The sequence below is a fragment of the Nonomuraea turcica genome, assembly GCF_030718205.1.
Taxonomy (GTDB): Bacteria; Actinomycetota; Actinomycetes; order Streptosporangiales; family Streptosporangiaceae; genus Nonomuraea.
Genome location: NZ_JAUZQF010000004.1, coordinates 287,168 through 310,424, shown reverse-complemented (window position 1 = coordinate 310,424; position 23,257 = coordinate 287,168). Strand labels below are relative to the sequence as shown.

The following is a 23,257-nucleotide window of genomic DNA, read 5'->3' as shown; positions in this document are numbered from 1 at the left end:
GCTCCCGAGGCACTCGGCTCCCCAAATACGTGCTTTTGCTGATCATGACGTGCGGCGCATGGCCTCCGTGATGCGTTCGGCGGCGGCCATGACGGGCACCGCGTGCAGCCGTCCAGGTGCCCGCGTCAGCCTTTCTATGGGGCCGGAGACGGAGACCGCGGCGATCACCTTCCCGCCGCTGCCCCTGATCGGGGCGGAAACACTGGCCACACCCTGCTCGCGCTCGCCGACGCTGTGGGCCCACCCGCGGCGGCGTACGGAGGCCAGCGTGGCGGCGGTGAACTTGGCGCCGCGCAGGCCGCGGTGCAGCCGGTCGGGCTCTTCCCACGCCAGCAGTATCTGGGCCGCGGAGCCGGCGGTCATGGGCAGCGCCGAGCCCACGGGAACCGTGTCACGCAGGCCGCTGGCCCGCTCGGCGGCCGCCACGCAGACCCGCTCATCGCCCTGGCGGCGGTAAAGTTGCGCACTCTCCCCGGTCAGATCCCTCAGCTGCATCAGCACGGGTGCGGCCACCGCCAGCAGCCGGTCCTCGCCGGCCGCTGTGGACAACTCCGACAGCCGCGGGCCGAGCACGAATCGGCCCTGTGTGTCACGGCTCACAATGCGGTGGTGCTCAAGTGCGACGGCCAACCGGTGGGCGGTGGGGCGGGCCAGGCCGGTGGCCTGGACGAGCTGCGCCAGTGAAGCGGGCCCCGCTTCGAGGGCATTGAGTACAAGAACCGCCTTGTCGAGTACTCCGACTCCGCTAGAGTTGTCCATACACCGATACTGCAGTCTCGACATATGAGAAAGCAAGTCGGAGGGAAGTTCTCAAGGAGGAGAGATCATGGGCCGCACACTGGCCGAGAAGGTCTGGGAGCAACACGTCGTCAGGCGTGCCGAGGGCGAACCTGACCTGCTCTACATCGACCTGCACCTCATCCACGAGGTGACCAGTCCGCAGGCGTTCGACGGGCTCCGTCTCGCCGGCCGGAAGGTGCGACGACCTGATCTCACGATCGCCACCGAGGACCACAACGTGCCGACCGTGCTCGGCCCGATCTCCGACCCGGTGTCCAAGACCCAGGTCGAGACCCTGCGCAAGAACGCCGCCGAGTTCGGCATCAGGCTCCATCCGATGGGCGACGCCGGGCAGGGCGTGGTGCACATCATCGGCCCGCAGTTCGGCCTGACCCAGCCGGGCATGACCATCGTGTGTGGCGACTCTCACACCTCGACGCACGGCGCGTTCGGCGGCATCGCGTTCGGCATCGGGACCTCCGAGGTCGAGCACGTGCTGGCCACGCAGACGCTGCCGGCCTACCGGCCCAAGACGATGGCCATCGAGGTCTCCGGCGAGCTGCCCGTCGGCGTCACCGCCAAGGACCTGATCCTGGCCATCATCGCCCAGATCGGCACCGGCGGCGGGCAGGGCTACATCGTCGAATACCGCGGTGAGGCCGTGCGCAAGCTCTCCATGGAGGGCCGCATGACGGTCTGCAACATGTCGATCGAGGCCGGCGCCCGGGCCGGCATGATCGCGCCGGACGAGACCACGTTCGCCTACCTCAAGGGTCGCCCGCACGCGCCCGAGGGCGAGGCGTGGGACCAGGCTGTCGAATACTGGAAGACGCTGCGCACCGACGCCGACGCCGTGTTCGACAAGGTTGTGGAGATCGACGCCTCGACGCTGACGCCTTTCGTCACGTGGGGCACCAACCCCGGCCAGGGCCTGCCGCTGGGCGCGTCCGTTCCGTCGCCGGAGAGCTTCTCCGACCCCGTCGAGCGCTCGGCCGCCGAGCGGGCCCTGGAGTACATGGGCCTGACCGCCGGCACGCCGCTGCGCCAGATCGAGGTCGACACGGTGTTCGTCGGCTCGTGCACCAACGGCCGCATCGAGGACCTGCGCTCGGCCGCCGAGATCCTGCGCGGCCGTCAGGTGAAGACCCGCACGCTGATCGTGCCCGGCTCGATGCTGGTCAAGCTGCAGGCCGAGCAGGAGGGCCTGCACGAGGTATTCAAGGCCGCGGGCGCCGAGTGGCGCGAGGCCGGCTGCTCCATGTGCCTGGGCATGAACCCCGACACCCTCCAGCCGGGCGAGCGCAGCGCCTCGACCTCCAACCGCAACTTCGAGGGCCGCCAGGGCAAGGGTGGCCGTACCCACCTGGTGTCGCCGCAGGTCGCCGCCGCGACCGCCGTCACCGGCCGCCTGACCGCTCCCGCCGACCTGTAAGGAACAGACAGATGGACGCTTTCACCACCCACACCGGTACGGCGGTGCCGCTGCGCCGCAGCAACGTCGACACCGACCAGATCATCCCGGCCGTCTGGCTCAAGCAGGTCAGCCGCACCGGCTTCGAGAAGGGCCTGTTCGCCGCCTGGCGCGAGGACCCGACGTTCGTCCTGAACGACCCCGCCTACGAGGGCGGCACGATCCTCGTCTCCGGCCCCGACTTCGGCACCGGCTCCTCCCGCGAGCACGCCGTCTGGGCGCTGCAGCAGTACGGTTTCCGGGTCGTCATCGCTGCCCGCTTCGGCGACATCTTCCGCAATAACTCCACCAAGATGGGCCTGCTGCCGGTCATCCTGCCCGGCGACAAGGTCGAGGCCCTGCAGTCGGCCGTCGAGGCGGACCCCAAGCTGGAGATCACGGTTGACCTGGCCGAACGCCAGGTGCGCTGGGCGGACGAGGCCGTGTCTTTCGAGATCGACGACTACACGCGCTGGCGGCTCATGGAAGGCCTCGATGACATCGGGCTGACCCTGCGTCATGCCGAGGATGTCGCGGGGTACGAGAATGGTCGGCAGCCATGGCTGCCGAGGACCGTCTAGAAGACGACGAACTGGCGCGGCGGTTGCGCGAGGCGCACCGCCGCGTCCGCATGCTGCCCGCCAGCGAGAAGGAGCGGCTGGCCCGCCGCTATCTCGCCATCTGTGACCTGGCCAAGCGTGACCCGGAAAGGGCGTCCGTCCGGCTCGAGGCCTTCTTGAGCGCACTCGACACGCCACGCAATGACGAAAACACGCTCGGTGATTGAGTTCCTTCGCGATCCCGCCTACTTTCAAGCGCGTAAGGGGTTTCTACGTTGAACTCGTGAGCTGGAACCCCGAGCCATAACTGGGGGAGCAGGACTTTCATGAACAAGCGAGAACTCGTCGAGGCCATCGCGGATCGGGTGGGGGACAGGAAGACGGCCACCGAGGCCGTGAACGCGGTCATCGACGCCGTCCAGAAGGCCGTGGCGAGCGGCGACAAGGTCTCGATCACGGGCTTCGGCGCGTTCGAGATGGTGCACAAGCCCGCCCGCACGGCGAGGAACCCGTCGACCGGCGCGGAAATCAACGTTCCGGAGAGCTGGGGGCCGAAGTTCCGGCCCGGCTCTGATTTCAAGGAGCTGGTGAACGCGGGCGGGCGGAAAGTCGGCAAGAAGAAGTAAATCCAGCGGACCAGCACGCCCGGACCCCGCGGTCCGGGCGTCCGCATTTCCGGGACCGGCTACGGCCGGGGACCTACGGGTTGGGGACCGGGAAGGTCGAGAGCGTGATGTAGGTGATCTCGTCGCCCGACATCGCCAGGTTCACCCGCTGCCCTGAGCGCAGCAGCCGCAGCGGACCCGCGTCGAAGGCCGACGTGCCGAACTCCAGCACGGTCCCGTCGTCCAGGAAGACCGTGCCCGACCGCGTGGCCTCGTCAAAGGTGCGTACCGTCGCCTGCACGCAGACCAGCCTAAAGCGTTTGCCCCGGCCCGGCGAGCACGCGAGGATCGCCGAGTATGCGGGGCGACTTCCGGCGGTTCACCTGGGCCAACGGCGTCACCCAACTGGGCACGCAGGTCACGGTCGTCGCACTGCCTCTGACCGCCCTGCTCGCGCTGGACGCCGGAGGCTTCGAGCTGGGCCTGCTGTCGGCCGCCCAGATGGTGGCGTTCCTGGTGATCGGGCTGCCGGCCGGCGTCTGGGTGGACCGGGCACGCCGCCGTCCGATCCTCGTCTGGGCCGACCTGGCCAGAGGCGTCGCGCTGCTGACCGTCCCCGCCGCCGCCTGGTTGGGCGTGCTCACGTTGCCGCACCTGTATGCCGTCGCGCTGGTGCTGGGCGTGGGCACGGTGTTCTTCGATGTGGCGCAGATGAGCTTCCTCCCGGCGATCGTTCCCAAGGAGAGGCTCGAACGCGCCAACGGCCGGTTGGAGGTCACCAGGCAGATGTCCGTGCTGGCGGGGCCTGGGCTGGGCGGCTGGCTGGTCACCGCGCTGACGGCCCCGTTCGCCCTGCTCGCCGACGCGCTCGGCTACGTCGTGTCGGGGTTCCTGCTCGCCGGGGTGCGGGCCGAGGAGAGGCGGGGACCGGCAGAGGAGCGCGGCCGGGGGTGGCGATCGGAGGTCGCCGAGGGGATCGCCTTCGTCGTCCGGGACCCCGTGCTGCGCCGGATCGCCATCGGTGGGGCGCTCACCAGGCTTGCGCTCGGCGCCGGCGCGGTCGGCTCTCCGCTGTATCTGGTTGCGGAGCTGGGCGTCGGCTCTACCGCCTACGGCCTCCTGCTGTCGGCCTCCGCCGTCGGCGCCCTGGCCGGTGCGCCGCTGGCAGCCCGGCTGGCGGCCAGGTGGGGAGTCGGCCCGACCCTCTATGGTTCCGCCCTGGCGACGATGGTGCTCTACCTGCCCGCCCTGGCCACCGGACCGGGATGGCGACTGCTGACCTTCCCCGTCTTCTCGGCCCTGGCCGGCGCCGCCGCCGTGGTGTTCAACATCGCCCAGCTCAGCCACCGCCAGCGCATCACCCCCGAACGCCTGCTCGGCCGGGTCAACGCCAGCATGCGCTTCCTCATGTGGGGCGCGATGCCCCTGGGCGGGCTCGCCGGCGGCGCGCTGGGGGAGTGGCTCGGCGGGTACGCGGCCTTCGCCGCGGGCATCGCCGGGGTCGCCCTGTCGTATCTCGCCGTCGTCCTGGCTCCGGGGATCACCCGCGCGGCCGCTCGGTGACGGCCTCAGGCTCAGGGCGACTCGGGCCACAGCCGGGCGACCACGGCGGCCGTGTGCGGCCCCAGCCCGAGCGCGACGGCCGCGCGCAGGTCGTCGGGCGTGTCCACGTCGCGCCTGACCGAGTCGATGCCCGGCACGGACAGTTCCTTCGCCCCACCGGCCAGGTGCTTGGCCCGCGACTCCCCGCCGAACCGCGGCGAGAAGACCACACCGGGACGTACCCCGTAGAAGGTCGTGCCGACGTCGAGCGCGTCCGGCACGAAGGACTGGTCGAACTCGGCCGCCGCCGCCAGCGCCACCTCCAGCTCGGCCGGCCGCAGGGCGGGCAGGTCCGCCTGGAGCGCGCCCACCGCGTCGGCGGACGCCACGCGTGCGGCGTGGGCGGCGCCCGTACGCAGCGCGGTGTTCAGGCCCCGGTCGGGGTCGGGCACCACGTCGGCGCCCAGCGCCGCCAGCGGTCCTGCGGCGGCCGGGTCGGCCGTCACCACGATCACCCGTGCCACCGGCGGGCAGGCGAGCGCCGCCGCGACGGTGTCACTGGCCACGGCCACGGCGAACTCGGTGCGATGCTGGCCCGTCGCCGCCGCCAGCCGAGTCTTCGCCACGACCAGCGTCTTCACCGGGATCACCAGCGACCATCGGATGTTCATAGGGTGGAACCGTTTCTCATAGTCGCTACGAAATCTTAGGCTCTGCCACGATCTCTTCGTGGCTCTGTTGGTTCAACAAACTGACCACGCTGTCTGCGCGGGTGTTGCGGCGATTACGCTAACGCGGGATCGGCCGAGGGGCTGATGGACACGCCTGTGGGAGGCCGCCCCGCCACGGTCCCGCCCGCCCGATTTGCCGGAAATACTTAGGTGGGCACACAGGTTCGCAGCGCTTGAGCATCGCGCCCCCCGCGGCCAACCGGGAGACTTGGGGCGCAGACCGGAGGAGGAAACCATGAGCCGCCCCACGCGACCATCGCGTTTCTGGGAAACCCTGGCAGTGATCATCGTGAAACCGCTGTCCCGGCTCCTGGTCAAGCGGGATTGGCGGCACGGCGAGCGCATCCCCCGCACCGGTGGCGTGATCATCGCGACGAACCACCTCTCCTGGACGGACCCGGTCCTGCTGTCCCACTTCCTCTACAACAACGGGCGCTGGCCGGTCATCCTCGCCAAGTCGGCCTTGTTCAAAGTGCCCTTCCTGGGCAAGGCGGTGACGGGCCTGCTGGCCATCCCGGTCGATCGCGGCAGCAGCGAGGCCGCCAGGTCACTGCGCGCCTCGGCCCAGCGGCTCGACGACGGGTGCGCGATCCTGTTCTACCCCGAGGGCACCTGCACCCGTGATCCCAACCTGTGGCCCATGGTGGGCAAGACGGGCGCGGCCCGGCTGGCGCTGGAGAGCGGCGCCCCGGTCATCCCGGTGGCCCATTGGGGGGCGCAGGAGCTGCTGCCGTACGGGGAGAAGAAGCCGAGGTTGTTCCCGCGCAAGACGTTCCGCGTGACGGTGGGCCCGCCGGTGGATCTGTCGAAGTACGCGGGCCAGTCGCTGGAGGCCGCCGTGCTGCGCGAGGCGACGGCCGACATCATGGCGGCGATCACCGAGCAGCTGGCCGAGCTGCGTGGCGAGAAGGGCCCCGAGACGCCGTATGATCCGGCTGGGCGGTGATGGCATGACAAAGGTGGCCGTGTTCGGCACGGGCTCGTGGGGGACCACTTTCGCCATGATCCTGGCGGAGGCGGGCAACGAGGTCACGCTGTGGGGCCGCAGGCGGGAGCTGACCGAGGCGATCGACCGTACCCACACGAATCCGGACTACCTGCCCGGCATCCCCCTCCCCGAGTCGCTGCGGGCCACCACCGACCCGGCGCGGGCGCTGGACGGGGCGGAGTTCGTGGTGCTGGCCGTGCCGTCACAGCAGCTCCGGCCCAACCTGGCCCGCTGGCGCGAGCACCTCCCTCCGGGCGCGGTCCTGGTCAGCCTGATGAAGGGCATCGAGCTCGGCACGACCAAGCGCATGAGCGAGGTGATCCGCGAGGTCGCCGAGGTGCCGGAGGAGCGGGTCGCGGTGATCTCGGGTCCCAACCTCGCTCTGGAGATCGCCCAGCGCCAGCCCGCCGCGACGGTCGCCGCCTGCACGGACCTGTCCGTGGCCGAACGGCTGCAGGCGATCTGCCACCTGCCGCCGTGGTTTCGCCCCTACACCAACCCCGACGTGGTCGGCGTCGAGCTCGGCGGCGCGGTGAAGAACGTCATCGCGCTGGCCGTGGGTGTCTCCGCGGGCATGGGCATGGGCGACAACGTCAGCGCCATGCTCATCACCAGAGGGCTGGCCGAGATCTCCCGCCTGGGCGCCGCGCTGGGGGCCGACCCGCACACGTTCTCGGGGCTCGCCGGGATGGGTGACCTGGTCGCCACCTGCACTTCTCCGCTGTCGCGCAACCGCACGTTCGGCGAAAACCTGGGCCGGGGCATGACGCTGGCGGAGGTGATCGCCGCCACCAAGCAGACCGCCGAGGGCGTCAAGTCGTGCGAGTCGGTGCTGGCGCTGGCCAGGAAACACGACGTGGAGATGCCGATCACCGAGGTCGTCGTCGGCGTCGTGCACGACGGCATGTCCCCTGCAGAGGCGGGGATGCTGCTCATGTCGCGATCGCCCAAGCCGGAGCGATATGGCCTCTGATCTGTGCTCGCGGCGTGCTTGGCTCGCTGTCCTGCGGACACCCCGGTAGATTCGGACACCATGAGCAAGCCACGCGTCGCCGTCGTTTTCGGAGGTCGCAATTCCGAGCATGCCGTGTCCCTGATGGGCGCGGGCAGCGTGCTGGATGTGATCGACAGGAGCAAATATGAGGTGATCCCGATCGGGATCGCCCAGGACGGCAGGTGGGTGCTGGCCGCCTCCGACCAGCGCTTCGCCATCGAGGGCGGCGAGCTGCCGGTCGTCGACAGCTCGGGCGCGGCGCTGGCGCTGCCGTCCGGCGGCCCCTCGCTGGTGGCGTACGACCCGGGCAGCATCCCCGTGGAGCTCGGCTCGGTCGACGTGGTGTTCCCCGTGATGCACGGGCCGTTCGCCGAGGACGGGACGATCCAGGGGCTGCTGGAGATGGCCGGGGTGCGATACGTCGGCTCCGGCGTGCTGGCCAGCGCGGTCGGCATGGACAAGGCCCACATGAAGACCGTGATGGCCGCGGCAGGGCTGCCGACCGGCCCTTACGTGGTCGTGCGTGACCGCGACTGGCGGACCAACCGCGAGCTCGTGCTGAAAGAGGCGGAGGAGCTCGGCTGGCCGGTGTTCGTCAAGCCCGCCAGGGCCGGCTCCTCGCAGGGCATCTCCAAGGCGCACGACCGGGAGCAGCTGGCGGAGGCCGTCGAGTTCGCCAGGCAGCACGACCCCAAGGTACTCATCGAGGCCGCGATCGAGGGGCGTGAGATCGAGTGCGCGGTGCTGGAGTCGTTCGGTGACGAGCCCGCGGCCGCGTCGCTGCCCGGCGAGGTGAAGGTCGAGGGCGGGCAGGAGTTCTTCGACTTCGAGGCGAAATATTACCCCGACCAGATGTCGCTGACCGTGCCCGCCGACCTCCCGGCGGAGACGGCCGAGGAGCTGCGGGCCATGGCCGTGCGGGCGTTCGAGGCGCTCGACTGTGAAGGGCTCGCCCGGGTGGACTTCTTCTACACGCCTGACGGCAAGCTGGTCTTCAACGAGATCAACACGATGCCGGGATTCACGTCGCTGTCGGTGGCGCCTCAGCTCTGGGCCGCGACGGGGATGCCCTACCCGGCGCTGGTGGATCGGCTCATCCAGCTCGCGCTGTCCCGGTCAGCGGGTCTGCGGTGAGATCTGGCCGACCGGCTTCGACAGGTCAGCGAGCACCTCGGCCGCGGTGTGCTCGCCGCCGACCGTGACCTCCACATACGCGGAGTCGGTCACGGCGGTGAACAACGCGGGCTTTTCCGGATCGGGGAACCAGCCGACGCCGTCGATCTCCTGCAGCTGGTCGGTGGGCGCCATCCTGGCCGGCCGGGGCACGCCGCAACGCAACGCGATGACGCCGTCGCCCCAGACGGCCACGTACGGCGACTCCGGCGTGGACGTGCTGCGCGGCGCCCCATCGAGCGTCTGGGGCAGGAGGGTCGCCAGCTTGTCGCAGGCGGCTGCCGCCTGGCCCTGCGGCGCGGGCGGCTCAACCTGTACGGTGCCGCCGCAACCGGCGAGTGCTAGGAGAACGAGCAGGACGGCGGCGGCACGCATGCGACGACTACTACCCTCAGATGTGAACGATCGGACACGTAAGAGTACGCGTGATCCCGTCCACCGCCTGAATCTGCGCCACGACGAGTTTGCCCAGTTCGTCGACGTTGCGGGCCTCCGCGCGGACGATCACGTCGTAGGGACCCGTCACGTCTTCAGCCTGAGTGACCCCGGGAATCCCGGAAATCTCATGAGCGACCGCAGCGGCCTTGCCGACCTCGGTCTGAATAAGGATGTAGGCCTGCACCATTACGTCCTCCCAGGCGATTGGATCACGCCGAAGGGCCACCGTACCCTGTGTGCGTCAGGAGGTGCGTCATCACAGTCGGAGATCTCGGCGAATTCGGAGCGATAAATCGTATTACCGGACGTCTGCCCCAGGGCGCGGCAGTGATGCTGGGCCCGGGTGATGACGCCGCGGTGATCGGTGCGCCTGACGGGCGCGTGGCGGTGTCCACGGATCTGCTGATCGAGGGTAGGCACTTTCGCCGGGACTGGTCCAGTGGTTATGACGTGGGTCGCAAGGCCGCCGCGCAGAACCTCGCGGACGTGGCCGCCATGGGGGCGACGCCCACGTGCATCGTGGTCGGGCTCGGGATGCCGGCGGACCTGCCGGTGGCGTGGCTGGACGCGCTGACCGATGGGATCCGCGATGAGTGCGCCGTGGTCGGCGCGAGCGTGGCCGGCGGCGACATCACCCGCTGTGACCTGGTGGTCCTCGGGGTGACCGCGCTGGGGGACCTGGGTGGGCGGCCGCCCATCACCCGTGCCGGTGCGGCACCGGGGCAGATTGTGGCGGTCTCGGGACGGCTAGGGTACGCCGCCGCCGGGTGGGCGCTGCTCGACGCAGGTGCGCCGGTGGACTCCGCCGCGCTCCAGGAGGTCGTGGCCGCGCATCGGCGGCCGTGTCCCCCGTACGCGGAGGGTCCGCGGGCGGCGGAGCTGGGCGCGACCGCGATGCTCGACGTCAGCGACGGGCTGCTGCAGGACCTCGGCCACGTCGCCAAGGCCAGCGGGGTGCGGGTGGAGCTGGATCCGCAGGCGTTCGCCATCGGGGAGCCGGTGGCCGCGGCGGCCAAGGAACTCGGGGTCGATCCGCTGGAGTGGGTGCTCACGGGGGGCGAGGATCACGCGCTTGCGGCCGTGTTCCCCCAAGGGGTACGGCTGCCGGCGTCGTGGCATGTCGTGGGCCGGGTGGTCGAGGGTGACGGCGTCCTGGTCAATGGGCGTGAGATAGGACACGGCGGGTGGGATCACTTTCGGTAACGATCTGTCCCGATTTGAGTGATAATTGCCCGATTTGTGGTATGACTAGTGGGATTGCTGTGACAACGGCGTATCAAAGGTGTTATGAAGATTGGCGGCCACTGTAACCGGCAGAAAGGGCAGCCATGGGCCGCCACGGCACAGGTGGATCCGACGACGGGGATGAATGGGGGAGCGGCAGCGCATTCTGGGGTCCTGACGAGCAGGACGAGCCGCCTGGTTGGCCGTCGCTGCCGGACCGGCCCGAGGTGACGGGGCAGTGGGCCCCGATGCCGCGGAGAGAAGGCGAGCCGCCGACGCGCGGGGCGCAGCCTGAGCCGTTCGAGACCACCGGCGCCTTCGCGCAGCCGCCGAGCCCGTATGACGAGCAGGCCGGGCCTTTCGAGACGACGGGCGCGTTCACCCGCCCGCCGGAGTGGGACTCGCCTCCCGACCGCCGCGGCCCAGGCGCCCCGAACGAGTCGAGCTTCCCGGGTGGTCCCAGCCCTTCAAACGTTCCAGGCCCTTTCCCCAGTCCAGGGCTGGCAGGCTCTTTCGGCACTCCAGGGCCGGCAGGGTCTTTCGGCACTCCAGGGCCGGCAGGGTCTTTCGGCACTCCAGGGCCGGCGGGCGGCGCCGGTGGCGCGGGGCCGGTCGGCGGTTTCAACGCCCCCCACGGCCCTGACGTCTTCGACGGTCCCGCTACCGGAGCCTTCGACCGCCCGGGCGCCGTCGATCGCCCCGGCGGGCCCCACGGGCCCAGGCCAGGCGATGGCCCTGGCGGCTTCGGCGCGCCGGGCCCCGGACGTCCAGGGGCCTTCGACGGCCCGGCGGATCGACCGGGCGCTTTCAACACGCCCGGGGGCGGGACCGGCCCCTTCGGCGGCCAGGGACCCTTCGGCAGCCCAGGTCCCTTCGACGGCCCGGACCGCCGCAACGATTTCTTCGACGGCCCACGTGGCCATAGTGGTCACAATGGCCCCTTTGACGGCAGGGACGGTGGCAACAACGGTCCCTTCGGCGGCAGCGATGGTGGCATCGGTCCTTTCGGCGGGCCGGATAGCGGCGACCGTCCCTTCGGCGGGCCGGATGGTGGCAACGGTCCCTTCGGCGGGCCGGATGGTGGCGACGGCGTGTTCGATGGACCTGACGGCCGCAATGGCGCCTTTGGCGGGCCCGCGGATCGTACGGCCAGGTTCGATCAGACTCCGGGCTTCGGGGCCGTGGTCGGCGATCCGCCCGAGCCGGGCGACATCAAGGTGGCCGGCGAGCCGACGGCCGTGCAGGCCCCGGCCTGGGCGGAGACCGAGACCGGGTTCCTGGGCTCCGGCTGGTCGGCTGACTCCGGCCCGTACGAGCCGGACGAGCACAAGGGCCGCCGCGGCCGCCGCAAGGGCGGTCGTGGTGGTGGCCGTGGCGACGACGAGGTGCTCGCCCCCGCCTCCGGACCCGGCAAGGGCCGGGTGGCGCTGCTGTCGGTGGCGGCCGTGGCCGTCGTGCTCGGCGGCACCGTGGCCGGCGTCAAGCTCATGAGCTCCTCCGGCGCCCCCGCCAAGTGCGAGGGCGCCACATGTGCGGCCGCACAGACCACGAGCGGCCAACCGGGCCCCGCGGTCTCCGACCCCGCCCCGGAGGAGACCGAGACCGAGCCCGAGGAGGAGCCGGTCGAGGAGGAGACCGCGCCCTCCGAGACCCCGACGCCGACGGCCTCGTACGCCCCCCGCACGCCGCGGCGCACCACCTCGGCCAAGCCGACGCCGACCAAGACCAGGGTGAAGAAAACCACCACACCCACGCCCACGCCGACACAGTCGTCGGAGGCGCCCGCTGAGGGCGGCGTGACCGTTTCGCCTAGTGAGGACCCGTCGGCGCTGGACGAGGGCGGCACGGCGACCGTCAGCGCCACGCCGCAGCCCACTGCCGATGCGGGGACGCTCAACTCCGGCGGAAGCGCAGGCGCGCTGAACGTCAAGCAGACGATCAGCCAGCGCCTGACCACCTACAGAGCCGACATGACGCTCTCGAACACCTCACAGGAGAAGCTGGACAACCCCACGGTCTCCGTGCCCGTCGAGGGCCAGGTGCTGAGCGTGAGCGGCGCCGAGTGGACGCAGGACGGCGACCTGCTGATCCTGGACCTGTCGGGGTCGCTGGCGGTGGGTGACTCGGCCAAGGTCTCGTTCACCGCCACAGGGCGCGGCCAGGAGGCCCAGGCCTGCGGCATGGTGGGCGGGGAGTGCGCGGTCAGCTGAATGGTTGGATGGGGGACATGACCCCTCCACGCGTGCTGACCGTCGCCGGCTCCGACTCAGGGGGCGGCGCGGGCATCCAGGCCGATCTGAAGACCATGCTGGCCATGGGCGTCCACGGCATGAGCGTCATCGCGGCCGTGACCGCGCAGAACTCGCTCGGTGTCCAGGGCTACTGGGAGCTGCCGCCCGAAGCCGTGCGGGCGCAGCTCGACTCGGTGCTCGGCGACATCGGCGCCCAGGCGGTCAAGACCGGCATGCTGGCCTCTCCGGCGCTGGTCGAGCTCGTGGCGGACGTGCTGGGCGGCTATGCCGCGCCGGTGGTGGTCGATCCCGTCGGGGTGTCGAAGCACGGCGACCCCCTGCTGGCGCCCGAGGCCGTCGAGACGGTGCGGACCCGGCTGCTGCCTGTGGCCACCGTGGCCACGCCGAACCTGTGGGAGGTGGAGCAGCTCACCTCGGTCAAGGTCGAGGACGAGGACGGGCTCCGGCGGGCGGCGGACGCCGTACTGGAGCTAGGGCCCACGTGGGCGCTGATCAAGGGCGGCCACCTGCCCGGCGCGCCCGTGGACCTGCTCACGGACGGCACGAGCGAATACCGCTTCGCCGCCGAGCGCCTCGACAACCGCCACACCCATGGCACGGGCTGCACGCTGGCCTCGGCCATCGCCTCCCGGCTCGCGCTGGGCGACGACGTGCCCGCGGCGGTGGGGAAGGCGAAGGAGTATGTGACCGGTGCGATCGCCCACGGATTCCCCCTGGGCGCCGGCATCGGCCCGGTGGACCACGCCTGGCACTGGCGCTGACCCGCATGGGGCGCCCCCGGGTGAGGGCGCCTCTGGGCTGAGCATGACCGGGCTGTGGGCGTCCGGGCTGAGGACGAAAACGCGCAAGCCCGCAACTCCCTCAGGAGCGACGGGCTTGCGCGAAAGTGTGGACTAGCGGGTGACCTTGCCCGCCTTGATGCACGAGGTGCACACGTTCAGCTTCTTCGGCGTGCCGCCGATGACCGCGCGAACCGTCTGGATGTTGGGGTTCCAACGACGACGGGTGCGGCGGTGCGAGTGGGACACGTTGTTGCCGAAGGTCGGGCCCTTGCGGCAGACATCGCAGACGGAAGCCACGGTATCGCTCCTTAAAACAGTCGATATAGCCCTGTCCGCTGATGCTTTCCGGGCGGAGGGCATGCCGGGACAACCGGCTAGCCAGACGAGAATATCCGATCCATACCGTTGGGCGCGAACCGGAGCGCTGGACCGAGTGCTGACGCACGCTCCACTTGGTCCCTGCGCAGAGATATTCTCCTCCAACAACAGTAGCGCATTCTGGCCGGCCGGCCAGCCGGGATGCGGTCGGCCGGGGACATAGTCGGAGGACGCAGATGAAGATCCTCGACCCGCCCGCGGTGCGCCGCTGGGCCCGCCTGGCGGCCGACGCCCTGGGCCGGGCCAGGACGGAGATCGACGCCCTCAACGTGTTCCCGGTCGCCGACGGCGACACCGGCACCAACCTGCACCTGACTCTGTTGTCCGCGGCCGAGGCCGTCGAGTCGCTGCCCGATGACGTGGACGCGGCAGTGGTGTGGCAGACGCTCTCGTACGGCGCCTTGGTCGGGGCCCGGGGCAACTCCGGCGTGATCGTCAGCCAGGCGCTGCGCGGTCTCGCCGAGGTGCTGAAGGACGGCCACGACCTGCGAGCCGGGCTGCTCAGGGCCTCCGTGCTGGCCAGGGAGGCGGTGGCCAGGCCGGTCGAGGGCACGGTGCTGAGCGTGCTGGAGTCCGCCGCGCGGGCCGTACAGGATGTGGACGGGGACCTGCACGAGGTGGCGCGGCAGGCGGCGGGCGAGGCGCGGGCGGCGCTCGGACGTACTCCGGATCAGCTCGACGTGCTGGCCCGCAGCGGTGTCGTGGACGCGGGCGGCGCAGGCGCGGCGATCGTGCTGGAGACCCTGGCCGCAGTGATCACCGACTCGTACGCCGACCACTACGACGTGCCCCCGCCCACCACGCGGGTGGCGCCGATGACCGAGGTCGGGGCGGGCTATGAGGTGATGTACCTGCTGGACGCCGACGACAGGGCGGTGGCCCGGCTGCGCGAAGAACTCGACGCCATGGGCGACTCGCTCGTCGTGATAGGCGGCGAAGGGCTGTGGAACGTGCACGTCCACGTGGCCGAGGCGGGTCCCGCCGTCGAGGCCGGGCTGCGGGCGGGACGGCCGCACCGGATCAAGATCACATACCTGGCCGAGCGCACTCATCGCGGCAGCGCCGGCAGGGGTGTGGTGGCGGTGGCCGCCGGAGACGGGATCGCGGCGTTGTTCGAGGAGTGCGGGGCCGTCGTGGTACGCCGCGCGCCCGGCGCCCGGCCCGCGCTCCCCGCCCTGCTGGCCGCCATCAGGCAGGCCGGCAGCGAGGTCGCGGTCCTGCCGAACGACGACGGCGTCGGCTCCGTCGCCGCCGCGGCGGCCGAGATCGCCCGCGAGGACGGCGTCACCGTCAGCGTGCTGCCCACCAAGGCGACCGTGCAGGGGCTGGCCGCGCTGGCCGTGCACGATCCGCTGCGCCGCTTCGACGACGACGTGGTGGCGATGACCGACGCGGCGAGCCAGACCAGGTACGGGCACGTGACGGTGGCCGACAGGGAGGCCTTCACGAGCGCCGGGGTGTGCCGTCCCGGCGACGTGCTGGGCATGATCGAGGGCGACGTGGCGCTGATCGGCGGCACGCTGGAGCGGGTGGCCACGATGATCGTGGACAGGATGGTGGCCGGCGGTGGCGAGCTGGTGACGCTGGTGACGGGTGCCGAGGTGCCCGCGGGCCTGGCCGCCGGCGTCGAGGAGCACCTGCGACGTACCCGACCGGACGTGGACTTAGTGGTCTACGACGGCGAGCAGGGCGGCTACCCGCTGTTGATCGGTGTGGAGTAAACCGCGTGAACGGGATTCCTGTCGGCCGCAGGCGGTAGAACTTAATGCCGTGAGCCGTTTCGACGAGCCTCTGACGAAGGCGCTCGACCCGAAGACCGCCAAGCTGCTGCACAGCGTGCTCGGCCTGGAGACGGTCGGTGACCTGCTGCGCCACTATCCGCGCCGCTACGCCGAGCGCGGCGAGCTGACCGCGCTGGACGCGCTCGCGGTGGACGAGCACGTGACCGTGGTCGGCGAGGTGACCAGGCTCATGCGCAAGCCCATGCGCAACCGCGGCGGCACCTGGCTGGAGGTCGAGGTCGTCGACGGCGACGGCAACAAGATCTACCTGGCGTTCTTCGGCAAGGGCTCTCATGTGGCCGAGTCACGGCTGAAGCCGGGGCGGCGCGGCATGTTCGCGGGCAAGGTGGGGCTGTTCGGGGCGCGGGGCAGGCCCCGCTGGCAGCTCGCGCACCCGGAGTTCGAGCTGTTCGAGGAGAGCGAGGAGAGCGCGGAGGAGTTCGCGGCGGCGCCGGTGCCGATCTACCCGGCCGGCAAGGACCTGACGCCGTGGGCGATCAGGCGCGCGATCGGCATCGTGCTCGACACGCTCGGCCCGCTGGACGACCCGCTGCCCGCCGAGCTGCGGGTGCGCCAAAGCCTGCAGCCGCTGGCCGACGCGCTGGTGGCCATCCACCGGCCGAAAGACTTCGCCGAGGTGGGGCGGGCACGCAAACGGCTGAAGTTCGACGAGGCGTTCGTCTTGCAGGCCGTGCTGCTGCAACGCCGCCAGGCGGCCACCGCGTGGCCCGCCAAGCCGCGGCCCAGGCGGGGCGACGGGCTGCTGGCGGCGTTCGACGAGCGGCTGCCGTTCTCGCTGACGGAGGGGCAGGCGCAGGTGGGCGAGGAGATCGCCGACGACCTCGCGCGCGACCACCCGATGCACCGGCTGCTGCAGGGCGAGGTCGGCGCGGGCAAGACGGTGGTGGCGCTGCGCGCGATGTTGCAGGTGGTCGACGCGGGCGGGCAGGCCGCGCTCCTGGCCCCCACGGAGGTGCTCGCCCAGCAGCACCACCGCTCGATCAGGACCATGCTGGGCGACCTGGCGCAGGGCGGCATGTTCGGCGGCACGGCGGTCACGCTGCTGACCGGCTCCATGGGCGCGGCCGCCCGGCGCTCCGCCCTGCTCGACGCCGCCTCGGGCACCGCCGGGATCGTCGTCGGCACGCACGCGCTGCTGCAGGAGCACGTGCAGTTCGCCGACCTTGGGCTGGTCGTGGTCGACGAGCAGCACCGCTTCGGGGTCGAGCAGCGCGACGCGTTGCGCGAGAAGGCGGGGGACGGCCGCCCGCATGTCCTGGTCATGACCGCCACCCCGATCCCCCGCACGGTCGCCATGACCGTCTTCGGCGACCTGGAGGTCTCGACGCTGTCCCAGCTCCCGTCGGGCCGCGCCCCCATCACCACGCACGTCGTGCCGGCCGCGGAGAAGCCGCACTACCTGGAGCGCACCTGGGAGCGGGTCCGTGAAGAGGTGGCGCTGGGGCGGCAGGCCTACATCGTGTGCCCGCGCATCGGCGACCTGGAGGGCGACGAGGGCGACATGGGAGTCGTCGCGTCAGGAGGCGCTTCGGGGGAGGACGAGCGCCGCCCGCCGCTGGCCGTCCTGGACGTGGCCGAGCTGCTCACCCAGGGCCCTTTCCACGACCTGCGCGTCGGCACCCTGCACGGCAAGCTGCCGCCGGAGGAGAAGGACGCGATCATGCGCTCCTTCACCCGCGGCGAGCTCGATGTCCTGGTCGCCACGACGGTCATCGAGGTGGGCGTCGACGTGCCCAACTCCTCCGTCATGATCATCATGGACGCCGACCGCTTCGGCGTCTCCCAGCTCCACCAGCTGCGCGGCCGAGTGGGCCGCGGCGGCCTGCCCGGCCTGTGCCTCCTGGTCTCCGACTTCCCCGAGGGCACCCCGGCCCGCCTCCGCCTGGACGCGGTGGCCGCCACCCTGGACGGCTTCGAGTTGTCCCGAGTGGACCTGGAACAACGACGTGAGGGCGACGTCCTGGGCGCGGCTCAGTCGGGCAAGCGCTCGTCACTGAAGCTGTTGCAGCTCCTGCGCGACGAGGACGTCATCGCCACGGCCCGCGAGGAGGCCGCCGCCCTTCTGGCCACGGACCCGGACCTGACGACCCACGAGGGGCTGAGGGCGGAGATCGACCGGCTGCTGGAGGACGAACGAGCGGAGTACCTGGAGAAGACCTGACCCTCGTGCACGGCGCAGGATTGGGCGGCGGCGAGGGCAGGACCGGGCGCGTGGGGCCCGGGGGACGGGCCCAGCGGGGGCGCGGGTCTTTGGGCGCCGTCGCGGCGAGGAAGGGTGCGGCGGGGTCCGGCGCAGCGTGTACGGCGCTGTGATGGGAACCACGGAGCCCGGTCAAGATGGGCTCGCGTAACGGCGGGCCACCGGTGAAGGGATCAGAGGCCGTTTCCTGGAGGGCCATCAGCCGAAGTAAGGCGAGTGGCGAACCACGACACCGCGTAAAAGAAGAAAGAAAAAGCGCCCCAGCCGCGGGGACGGCCTCCCCCCGAATGCCGTCCCCGGCTGGGCCCACCCTCGGGTCAGGTGCCGAGGGAACCGGCGTGCGGAAGGGCTCACGATCACGCCGGTCGACCTTCATGTGGGTCACCTTGAAGGCCGCAGACTCATCATGCGGGCCCGCCGCACCAATGTGAATCACCCTTGCGCACTTGAGGCAGACACTTGTCCACTCTTGACCTGCGTGAACATGCGAAAGAATGGGGCACATGACTCGGATCATCGCGGGGAGCGCGGGTGGGCGGCGGTTGACCGTCCCGCCGGGGCGCGGGACGAGACCGACCAGCGACAGGGCGCGAGAAGGGATCTTTTTGACGCTCGATTCACTGTACGGACTCCACGACGCCCGGGTCATGGACCTCTACGCCGGCTCGGGCGCGATCGGCCTGGAGGCGCTGTCACGCGGAGCCGCTAAGGCCGTGATGGTCGAGTCCGACCCCAGGGCCATAAGGACGATCAAGGCAAACGTCCAGTCCCTGGGCCTCGATGGCGCCCACGTGGTGGCCGACAAGGTGGTGCGGGTTCTGGCCAAGACTCCGGACGCCCCGTACGACATCGTCTTCGCCGACCCGCCCTACGCCGTCTCCGACGCCGAGGTGCTCGCGGTCCTGGAGCTGTTGCGTGACAACGGCTGGCTGGTCGAGGAGGGGTTGGTGGCGTTCGAGAGGGAAAGCAGGGGAAAGGTCCTGGTGTGGCCCGAAGGGTACGTTGAGGAGAGGGTCCGTCGCTATGGCGAAGCGTCTGTTTGGTACGGTCGCGCCGCCGGGAACCCGTAGACCTGGGAGGCGTCTTGCGCCGCGTAGTCTGCCCGGGGTCGTTCGACCCCATCACCAATGGCCACCTCGACATCATCGGCCGTTCGGCCCGCCTGTATGACGAGGTGACCGTGGCCGTGCTCATCAACGTCGAGAAGAGCAGCCTGTTCACGGTCGATGAACGCATCGAGATCCTGCAGACCGTGACCAAGGAATTCGACAACGTCAAGGTTCGGAAGTTCCACGGTCTGCTGGTGGACTTCTGCAAGCAGAACGGCATCCCCGCCATCGTCAAGGGCATCAGGGTGGTCAGCGACTTCGACTACGAGCTGCAGATGGCCCAGCTCAACTACCGTCTGTCAGGGGTGGAGACGCTGTTCATGCCCACGAACCCCGAATACTCGTTCCTGTCCTCCAGCCGGGTGAAGGAGATCGCCCGGTATGGCGGGGACGTCTCGGGCCTGGTCCCGGATCTCGTTCACAAGCTGCTCATCGAGCGGCTCAGGGGCTGACTTCGACCTGCTATCCTTTCATTTCGGCCTTGTACGACGGCGATTCTTTTCGCCACGCCTAGCGAGAGCAGGATGACTCAGCACCTCGACCCCCGCTCCCCGTGGGTGATCTCCACTCATGACCTGGGAAAGCGGCCGGGCACGATGCGGCAGATGACTCTGACCCTCCCGGCACCGGCGGATCTCGGCGTCGACATGATCGGTGTCCCCAAGGACGCCGAAGTCGAGCTGGATCTCCGGCTCGAAGCAGTGATGGAAGGCGTGCTCGTGTCCGGCACGGCGCAGGCCCCGCTCGCCGGGGAGTGCGCGCGCTGCCTGGATCCGGTCTCCTCGGACATCGAGGTGGACCTGCAGGAGCTGTTCTTCTACTCCGACGAGGACGCCTCGGAGGAGGACTCGCTGCTCGACGGTGAGCTGCTCGACCTCGAGCCGACGTTCCGCGACGCGGTGGTGCTCGCACTGCCGCTGAGCCCGGTGTGCCGCGAGGACTGCGAGGGGCTCTGCGTGGAGTGTGGGATCAAGCTGGCCGAGGCCGGCGACGATCACCGGCACGAGAAGATCGACGCCCGCTGGGCGTCGTTGCAAGGTCTGGTTACCGACAAAGATAACGATCAGGAGAAGTGACGTGGCCGTCCCGAAGCGAAAGATGTCGCGGAGCAACACCCGCGCCCGTCGCTCCCAGTGGAAGACGACTGCCGTCGCCCTGGTGAGCTGCCCGCAGTGCCGTTCGCCGAAGCAGCCGCACATCGCGTGCCCCACCTGCGGCACCTACAACCGTCGTCAGGTCATCGAGCCGTCTGCCTGATCCGCAACAGTTGACGTGATGCCGACCGGGTGCCATTGTGCCTCGGTCGGCGTTACCGTCTCAGATGCGTACGGCGGCGGCTCGCCCGCGGCCGTGGTGGACGCCGGGGCTACGCGTTACCCCGACGCCCACCACGTTTTCGGGCATCTTCCGCAGTCGTCGCGCCATGTGAAGATGTCCGAGGAGGAAGCACGTGGGCGCAGGTCCTAAGCCGGTGGCCGTGGAGGTCGCCAGAGACGAGCTGGAGCGGGTTCTGTCGGTCGCTCTCGACCACGACATTCTCGAGCGGGCGCTGACGCACCGCTCCTACGCGTACGAGAACGGCGGTCTGCCCACCAACGAGCGCCTGGAGTTCCTGGGCGACTCGGTGCTGGGCCTGGTCGTCACCGACACCCTCTACCGCAACCATCCCGACCTGCCCGAGGGCCAGCTGGCGAAGCTGCGGGCGGCGGTGGTCAACATGCGCGCTCTCGCGGATGTGGCCCGCAACCTGGGCCTGGGCAAGTTCCTCCGGCTCGGCAGGGGCGAGGAGGGCACGGGCGGCCGCGACAAGTCGTCGATCCTGGCCGACACGCTGGAGGCCCTGATCGGCGCGATCTACGTCGACAAGGGGCTGGCCGAGGCGTTCCGGGTCGTGCACGTGCTGTTCGATCCGCTGATCGTGCGCTCGGCCTCGCTCGGCGCCGGGCTCGACTGGAAGACCTCGCTGCAGGAGCTGACCGCCTCCGAGGCGCTCGGCGTGCCCGAATACCACGTCGAGGAGAGCGGCCCCGATCACGCCAAGTCGTTCACGGCCATGGTGCGGGTCGGCGGCGAGTCCTACGGCTCGGGCACCGGGCGTAGCAAGAAGGAGGCCGAGCAGCAGGCGGCCGAGGCGGCGTGGACCCGGATCAGGGCCCGGCGCGAGCAGCGGGAGAGCCAGCCGGCCGGCTGAGCCGATCAGCCGTCACACGGCCCGGCGGCGGGTGCGCGACGTCCCTCAGGACCCTCGAGGGTCCTGATCGGTTCGGGGCATCAGAGAGGCGAGGTGCGGGTTGCCGGAGTTGCCGGAGGTCGAGGTCGTCAGGCGCGGTCTCGCGCAGTGGGTCGCCGGCCGCGAGATCGCGGCGGCGGAGGTGTTCCACCCTCGCGCCATCAGGCGTCACGTGCCCGGGGCCGATGAGTTCGCCGCGCGGCTCAAGGGCCGCGCGGCGGTGTCCGCCGAGCGCCGAGGCAAATACCTGTGGTTGCCGCTGTCCGGGGAGGAGGAGGCCCTCATGGCCCACCTGGGGATGAGCGGCCAGCTGCTCGTCGTGGACCAGGACGCGCCGCCGGAGAAGCACCTGAGGGTACGCCTCCGCTTCGAGGACGGCGGCCCTGACCTGCGTTTCGTCGACCAGCGGACGTTCGGCCACGTCATGATCACCTCCCTGGTGGGCGGCGTGCCCGAGCCGATCTCGCACATCGCCCCCGACCCGTTCGAGCCGGCGTTCGACGAGGCCGAGTTCACCCGCAGGCTCAGGGCCAAGCACACCGAGATCAAACGGGCGCTGCTCGACCAGTCGCTGATCAGCGGCGTCGGCAACATCTACGCCGACGAGGCACTGTGGATCGCCAAGCTGCACTGGGCCCGCCCCACGCACACGCTCACCCGCCCCAAGATCCACGAGCTGCTCGCCGCCGTCCGCACGGTCATGGCCGCCGCCCTGCACCAGGGCGGCACGTCGTTCGACAGCCTGTACGTCAACGTCAACGGCGAGAGCGGCTACTTCGACCGCTCCTTGGAGGTCTACGGCCGCCGCGACCTGCCGTGCTCCCGCTGCGGCACCCCGATCAGGCGGGAGGCGTTCATGAACCGGTCGTCCTACTCCTGCCCCACCTGCCAGCGACGGCCGCGGCCAGCACGCTGAGCGCGGCTGCCACTCCCATCACCGCGGAGATCGACACACCGTCCACGATCCGGCCGCCGGCGAACGAGCCGAGCGCGATGGAGGCGTTGAAAGCGGCGACGAACAGCGCCGTGCCCAGCTCGCCGCCGCCCTCCCGCATGATCCACAGCTGCAGGGTGACGCCCACGCCGCCGTAGCCGAGCCCCCACACCACGAGCGCGGGCAGCGGCAGGCCGATCAGCGGCAGCGCCGCCGTGGCCAGGGCCATGAGGGCGGCCAGCGTGATCAGGACCGGCTGGGGGTTCCTGGCCGCCCGGGCACCGGCGGCGAAGTTGCCGAGCACGCCCGCGGCCCCGTACACCAGCAACGCCGTGCTCACGAGCGCGGGACCGGCGTACGCCACCTCCTCCAGGAACGGACGGACATAGGTGTAGGCCGCGAAGTGGCCGGACACGATCAGGACCGTCAGGACCAGGGCGACCTTCAGCGGCCCGGAGACCCGCCCGGCCCGGGCGCCGCGTGCCTCGCCCGGCAACGGCGGCACCGTCGCGGCCAGCAGCGCGAGCAGGGCCAGGGCGAGCACGCCCATCGCCGCGAACGCCGTGCGCCAGCCCGCGAACGACGAGACGAACGTCGCCGCAGGCACTCCCAGCACCGACGCCACAGACACCCCGGACAGGATGATCGACGTGGCCCGCCCGACGTGCCGCTCCGGCGCCAGCCGCGTCCCGAGCCCGGCCGCGAACGCCCAGAAGCCGCCGATGCTCACCCCGGTGATCACCCGGGCCGCCAGCATGAGCGGATAGCTCGGCGCCAGCGCGCCCGCCAGGTTGGCCACCGCCAGCAGCGCCATCAGTCCGAGCAGCACGGTACGGCGGTCCAACCGGCGGGTGGCGACCGCCAGCACGGGGGCGGAGACCGCGGCGACCAGCCCGGGCGCCGACATCGTGAGCCCGGCCGTGCCGGCGGACACGCCGAGGTCGGCGGCGATCGAGGTCAACAGGCCGACAGGCAGCATCTCGCTGGTCACGAGCGTGAAGGTGCCCAGCGCCAGCGAGGACACGGCGAGCCAGCGCGCCCGCACAGGGGCGGAGACAAGGGTTGTCGTCATGCGCCCCAGCCTT

Annotated in this window: 26 protein-coding genes; 19 read left to right on the top strand and 7 right to left on the bottom strand. The window is 70.7% G+C overall.

Features of this window, described 5'->3' with window-relative positions; translation table 11 throughout:
- Positions 1-42 precede the first annotated feature (42 nt).
- Positions 43-759 (bottom strand): IclR family transcriptional regulator, encoded by a 717-nt coding sequence (locus Q9G87_RS13375; RefSeq protein WP_043618626.1) that lies wholly within the window; start codon positions 757-759, stop codon positions 43-45.
- Between the two features lie 67 nt (positions 760-826).
- Here Q9G87_RS13375 and leuC point away from each other — a divergent pair, with 67 nt between their 5' ends.
- The 4 genes from leuC (at position 827) to Q9G87_RS13355 (ending at position 3,416) form a co-directional block, all read left to right on the top strand.
- Positions 827-2,212 carry a 3-isopropylmalate dehydratase large subunit gene (leuC, locus tag Q9G87_RS13370; RefSeq protein WP_305916628.1) on the top strand — a complete coding sequence of 462 codons (1,386 nt, stop codon included), beginning with the start codon at positions 827-829 and terminating at the stop codon, positions 2,210-2,212.
- Between the two features lie 11 nt (positions 2,213-2,223).
- Positions 2,224-2,811 (top strand): 3-isopropylmalate dehydratase small subunit, encoded by a 588-nt coding sequence (leuD, locus tag Q9G87_RS13365; RefSeq protein ID WP_305916627.1) that lies wholly within the window; start codon positions 2,224-2,226, stop codon positions 2,809-2,811.
- Positions 2,790-3,017, top strand: a complete 228-nt coding sequence (locus Q9G87_RS13360; RefSeq protein ID WP_305916626.1) for an SCO5555 family protein — start codon at positions 2,790-2,792, stop codon at positions 3,015-3,017. The genes leuD and Q9G87_RS13360 overlap by 22 nt, the downstream gene beginning before the upstream one ends.
- 99 nt (positions 3,018-3,116) lie before the next feature.
- Complete coding sequence (locus tag Q9G87_RS13355; protein WP_305916625.1) at positions 3,117-3,416, top strand: HU family DNA-binding protein; 300 nt, start codon at positions 3,117-3,119, stop codon at positions 3,414-3,416.
- A 73-nt stretch (positions 3,417-3,489) separates the two neighbouring features.
- On the opposite strand, the gene Q9G87_RS13350 is transcribed toward Q9G87_RS13355, so the two are convergent.
- Positions 3,490-3,696 carry a hypothetical protein gene (locus Q9G87_RS13350; RefSeq protein ID WP_305916624.1) on the bottom strand — a complete coding sequence of 69 codons (207 nt, stop codon included), beginning with the start codon at positions 3,694-3,696 and terminating at the stop codon, positions 3,490-3,492.
- Positions 3,697-3,752: 56 nt separating this feature from the next.
- Between Q9G87_RS13350 and Q9G87_RS13345 the strand changes: the two genes are divergently transcribed.
- Positions 3,753-4,958 (top strand): MFS transporter, encoded by a 1,206-nt coding sequence (locus Q9G87_RS13345; protein WP_305916623.1) that lies wholly within the window; start codon positions 3,753-3,755, stop codon positions 4,956-4,958.
- An 11-nt stretch (positions 4,959-4,969) separates the two neighbouring features.
- Here Q9G87_RS13345 and cofC read toward each other — a convergent pair whose 3' ends face one another.
- The gene (cofC, locus tag Q9G87_RS13340) at positions 4,970-5,608 is read right to left on the bottom strand and encodes a 2-phospho-L-lactate guanylyltransferase (RefSeq protein WP_305916622.1); all 639 of its coding nucleotides are present in this window, start codon (positions 5,606-5,608) and stop codon (positions 4,970-4,972) included.
- A gap of 295 nt (positions 5,609-5,903) precedes the next feature.
- Between cofC and Q9G87_RS13335 the strand changes: the two genes are divergently transcribed.
- From Q9G87_RS13335 to Q9G87_RS13325, 3 genes are read left to right on the top strand one after another with little or no spacing between them, the layout of a single operon-like run.
- Positions 5,904-6,614, top strand: coding sequence for a lysophospholipid acyltransferase family protein (locus Q9G87_RS13335; RefSeq protein ID WP_305916621.1), 711 nt, complete (start codon positions 5,904-5,906; stop codon positions 6,612-6,614).
- A gap of 4 nt (positions 6,615-6,618) precedes the next feature.
- Positions 6,619-7,629, top strand: coding sequence for an NAD(P)H-dependent glycerol-3-phosphate dehydrogenase (locus tag Q9G87_RS13330; protein ID WP_305916620.1), 1,011 nt, complete (start codon positions 6,619-6,621; stop codon positions 7,627-7,629).
- A gap of 60 nt (positions 7,630-7,689) precedes the next feature.
- Entirely contained in the window at positions 7,690-8,784 is a 1,095-nt protein-coding gene (locus tag Q9G87_RS13325; RefSeq protein WP_305916619.1) for a D-alanine--D-alanine ligase family protein, read from the top strand.
- On the opposite strand, the gene Q9G87_RS13320 is transcribed toward Q9G87_RS13325, so the two are convergent.
- Entirely contained in the window at positions 8,767-9,198 is a 432-nt protein-coding gene (locus tag Q9G87_RS13320; RefSeq protein ID WP_305916618.1) for a DUF3515 domain-containing protein, read from the bottom strand. The two genes, Q9G87_RS13325 and Q9G87_RS13320, sit on opposite strands and share 18 nt — an antisense overlap.
- Positions 9,199-9,214: 16 nt before the next feature.
- On the bottom strand, positions 9,215-9,448 hold the full coding sequence (locus Q9G87_RS13315) for an Lrp/AsnC family transcriptional regulator (protein ID WP_138666743.1): 234 nt from the start codon (positions 9,446-9,448) through the stop codon (positions 9,215-9,217).
- A 47-nt stretch (positions 9,449-9,495) separates the two neighbouring features.
- Between Q9G87_RS13315 and Q9G87_RS13310 the strand changes: the two genes are divergently transcribed.
- From Q9G87_RS13310 to thiD, 3 genes are all read left to right on the top strand, one after another.
- Positions 9,496-10,464 (top strand): thiamine-phosphate kinase, encoded by a 969-nt coding sequence (locus tag Q9G87_RS13310; protein ID WP_305916617.1) that lies wholly within the window; start codon positions 9,496-9,498, stop codon positions 10,462-10,464.
- A gap of 1,112 nt (positions 10,465-11,576) precedes the next feature.
- The gene (locus tag Q9G87_RS13305) at positions 11,577-12,695 is read left to right on the top strand and encodes a hypothetical protein (RefSeq protein ID WP_305916616.1); all 1,119 of its coding nucleotides are present in this window, start codon (positions 11,577-11,579) and stop codon (positions 12,693-12,695) included.
- A 17-nt stretch (positions 12,696-12,712) separates the two neighbouring features.
- The gene (thiD, locus tag Q9G87_RS13300) at positions 12,713-13,498 is read left to right on the top strand and encodes a bifunctional hydroxymethylpyrimidine kinase/phosphomethylpyrimidine kinase (RefSeq protein ID WP_305916615.1); all 786 of its coding nucleotides are present in this window, start codon (positions 12,713-12,715) and stop codon (positions 13,496-13,498) included.
- 132 nt (positions 13,499-13,630) lie between these two features.
- Here thiD and rpmB read toward each other — a convergent pair whose 3' ends face one another.
- The gene (rpmB, locus tag Q9G87_RS13295; RefSeq protein WP_049556934.1) at positions 13,631-13,816 is read right to left on the bottom strand and encodes a 50S ribosomal protein L28; all 186 of its coding nucleotides are present in this window, start codon (positions 13,814-13,816) and stop codon (positions 13,631-13,633) included.
- A 257-nt stretch (positions 13,817-14,073) separates the two neighbouring features.
- Between rpmB and Q9G87_RS13290 the strand changes: the two genes are divergently transcribed.
- The 8 genes from Q9G87_RS13290 (at position 14,074) to mutM (ending at position 22,154) form a co-directional block, all read left to right on the top strand.
- Positions 14,074-15,618 carry a DAK2 domain-containing protein gene (locus tag Q9G87_RS13290; RefSeq protein ID WP_305916614.1) on the top strand — a complete coding sequence of 515 codons (1,545 nt, stop codon included), beginning with the start codon at positions 14,074-14,076 and terminating at the stop codon, positions 15,616-15,618.
- Positions 15,619-15,667: 49 nt separating this feature from the next.
- Positions 15,668-17,860 (top strand): ATP-dependent DNA helicase RecG, encoded by a 2,193-nt coding sequence (gene recG, locus Q9G87_RS13285; RefSeq protein ID WP_305916613.1) that lies wholly within the window; start codon positions 15,668-15,670, stop codon positions 17,858-17,860.
- A 542-nt stretch (positions 17,861-18,402) separates the two neighbouring features.
- On the top strand, positions 18,403-18,969 hold the full coding sequence (rsmD, locus tag Q9G87_RS13280; RefSeq protein ID WP_305916612.1) for a 16S rRNA (guanine(966)-N(2))-methyltransferase RsmD: 567 nt from the start codon (positions 18,403-18,405) through the stop codon (positions 18,967-18,969).
- A gap of 14 nt (positions 18,970-18,983) precedes the next feature.
- Positions 18,984-19,460, top strand: coding sequence for a pantetheine-phosphate adenylyltransferase (gene coaD / locus Q9G87_RS13275; RefSeq protein ID WP_305916611.1), 477 nt, complete (start codon positions 18,984-18,986; stop codon positions 19,458-19,460).
- Between the two features lie 72 nt (positions 19,461-19,532).
- Positions 19,533-20,084, top strand: coding sequence for a YceD family protein (locus Q9G87_RS13270; protein ID WP_305916610.1), 552 nt, complete (start codon positions 19,533-19,535; stop codon positions 20,082-20,084).
- A 1-nt stretch (position 20,085) separates the two neighbouring features.
- The gene (gene rpmF / locus Q9G87_RS13265) at positions 20,086-20,265 is read left to right on the top strand and encodes a 50S ribosomal protein L32 (protein WP_033409409.1); all 180 of its coding nucleotides are present in this window, start codon (positions 20,086-20,088) and stop codon (positions 20,263-20,265) included.
- Between the two features lie 214 nt (positions 20,266-20,479).
- Complete coding sequence (gene rnc / locus Q9G87_RS13260) at positions 20,480-21,199, top strand: ribonuclease III (RefSeq protein WP_305916811.1); 720 nt, start codon at positions 20,480-20,482, stop codon at positions 21,197-21,199.
- Between the two features lie 100 nt (positions 21,200-21,299).
- Positions 21,300-22,154, top strand: coding sequence for a bifunctional DNA-formamidopyrimidine glycosylase/DNA-(apurinic or apyrimidinic site) lyase (gene mutM / locus Q9G87_RS13255; protein WP_305916609.1), 855 nt, complete (start codon positions 21,300-21,302; stop codon positions 22,152-22,154).
- On the opposite strand, the gene Q9G87_RS13250 is transcribed toward mutM, so the two are convergent.
- On the bottom strand, positions 22,093-23,244 hold the full coding sequence (locus Q9G87_RS13250; protein WP_305916608.1) for an MFS transporter: 1,152 nt from the start codon (positions 23,242-23,244) through the stop codon (positions 22,093-22,095). The genes mutM and Q9G87_RS13250 overlap by 62 nt on opposite strands.
- Between the last annotated feature and the right edge of the window lie 13 nt (positions 23,245-23,257).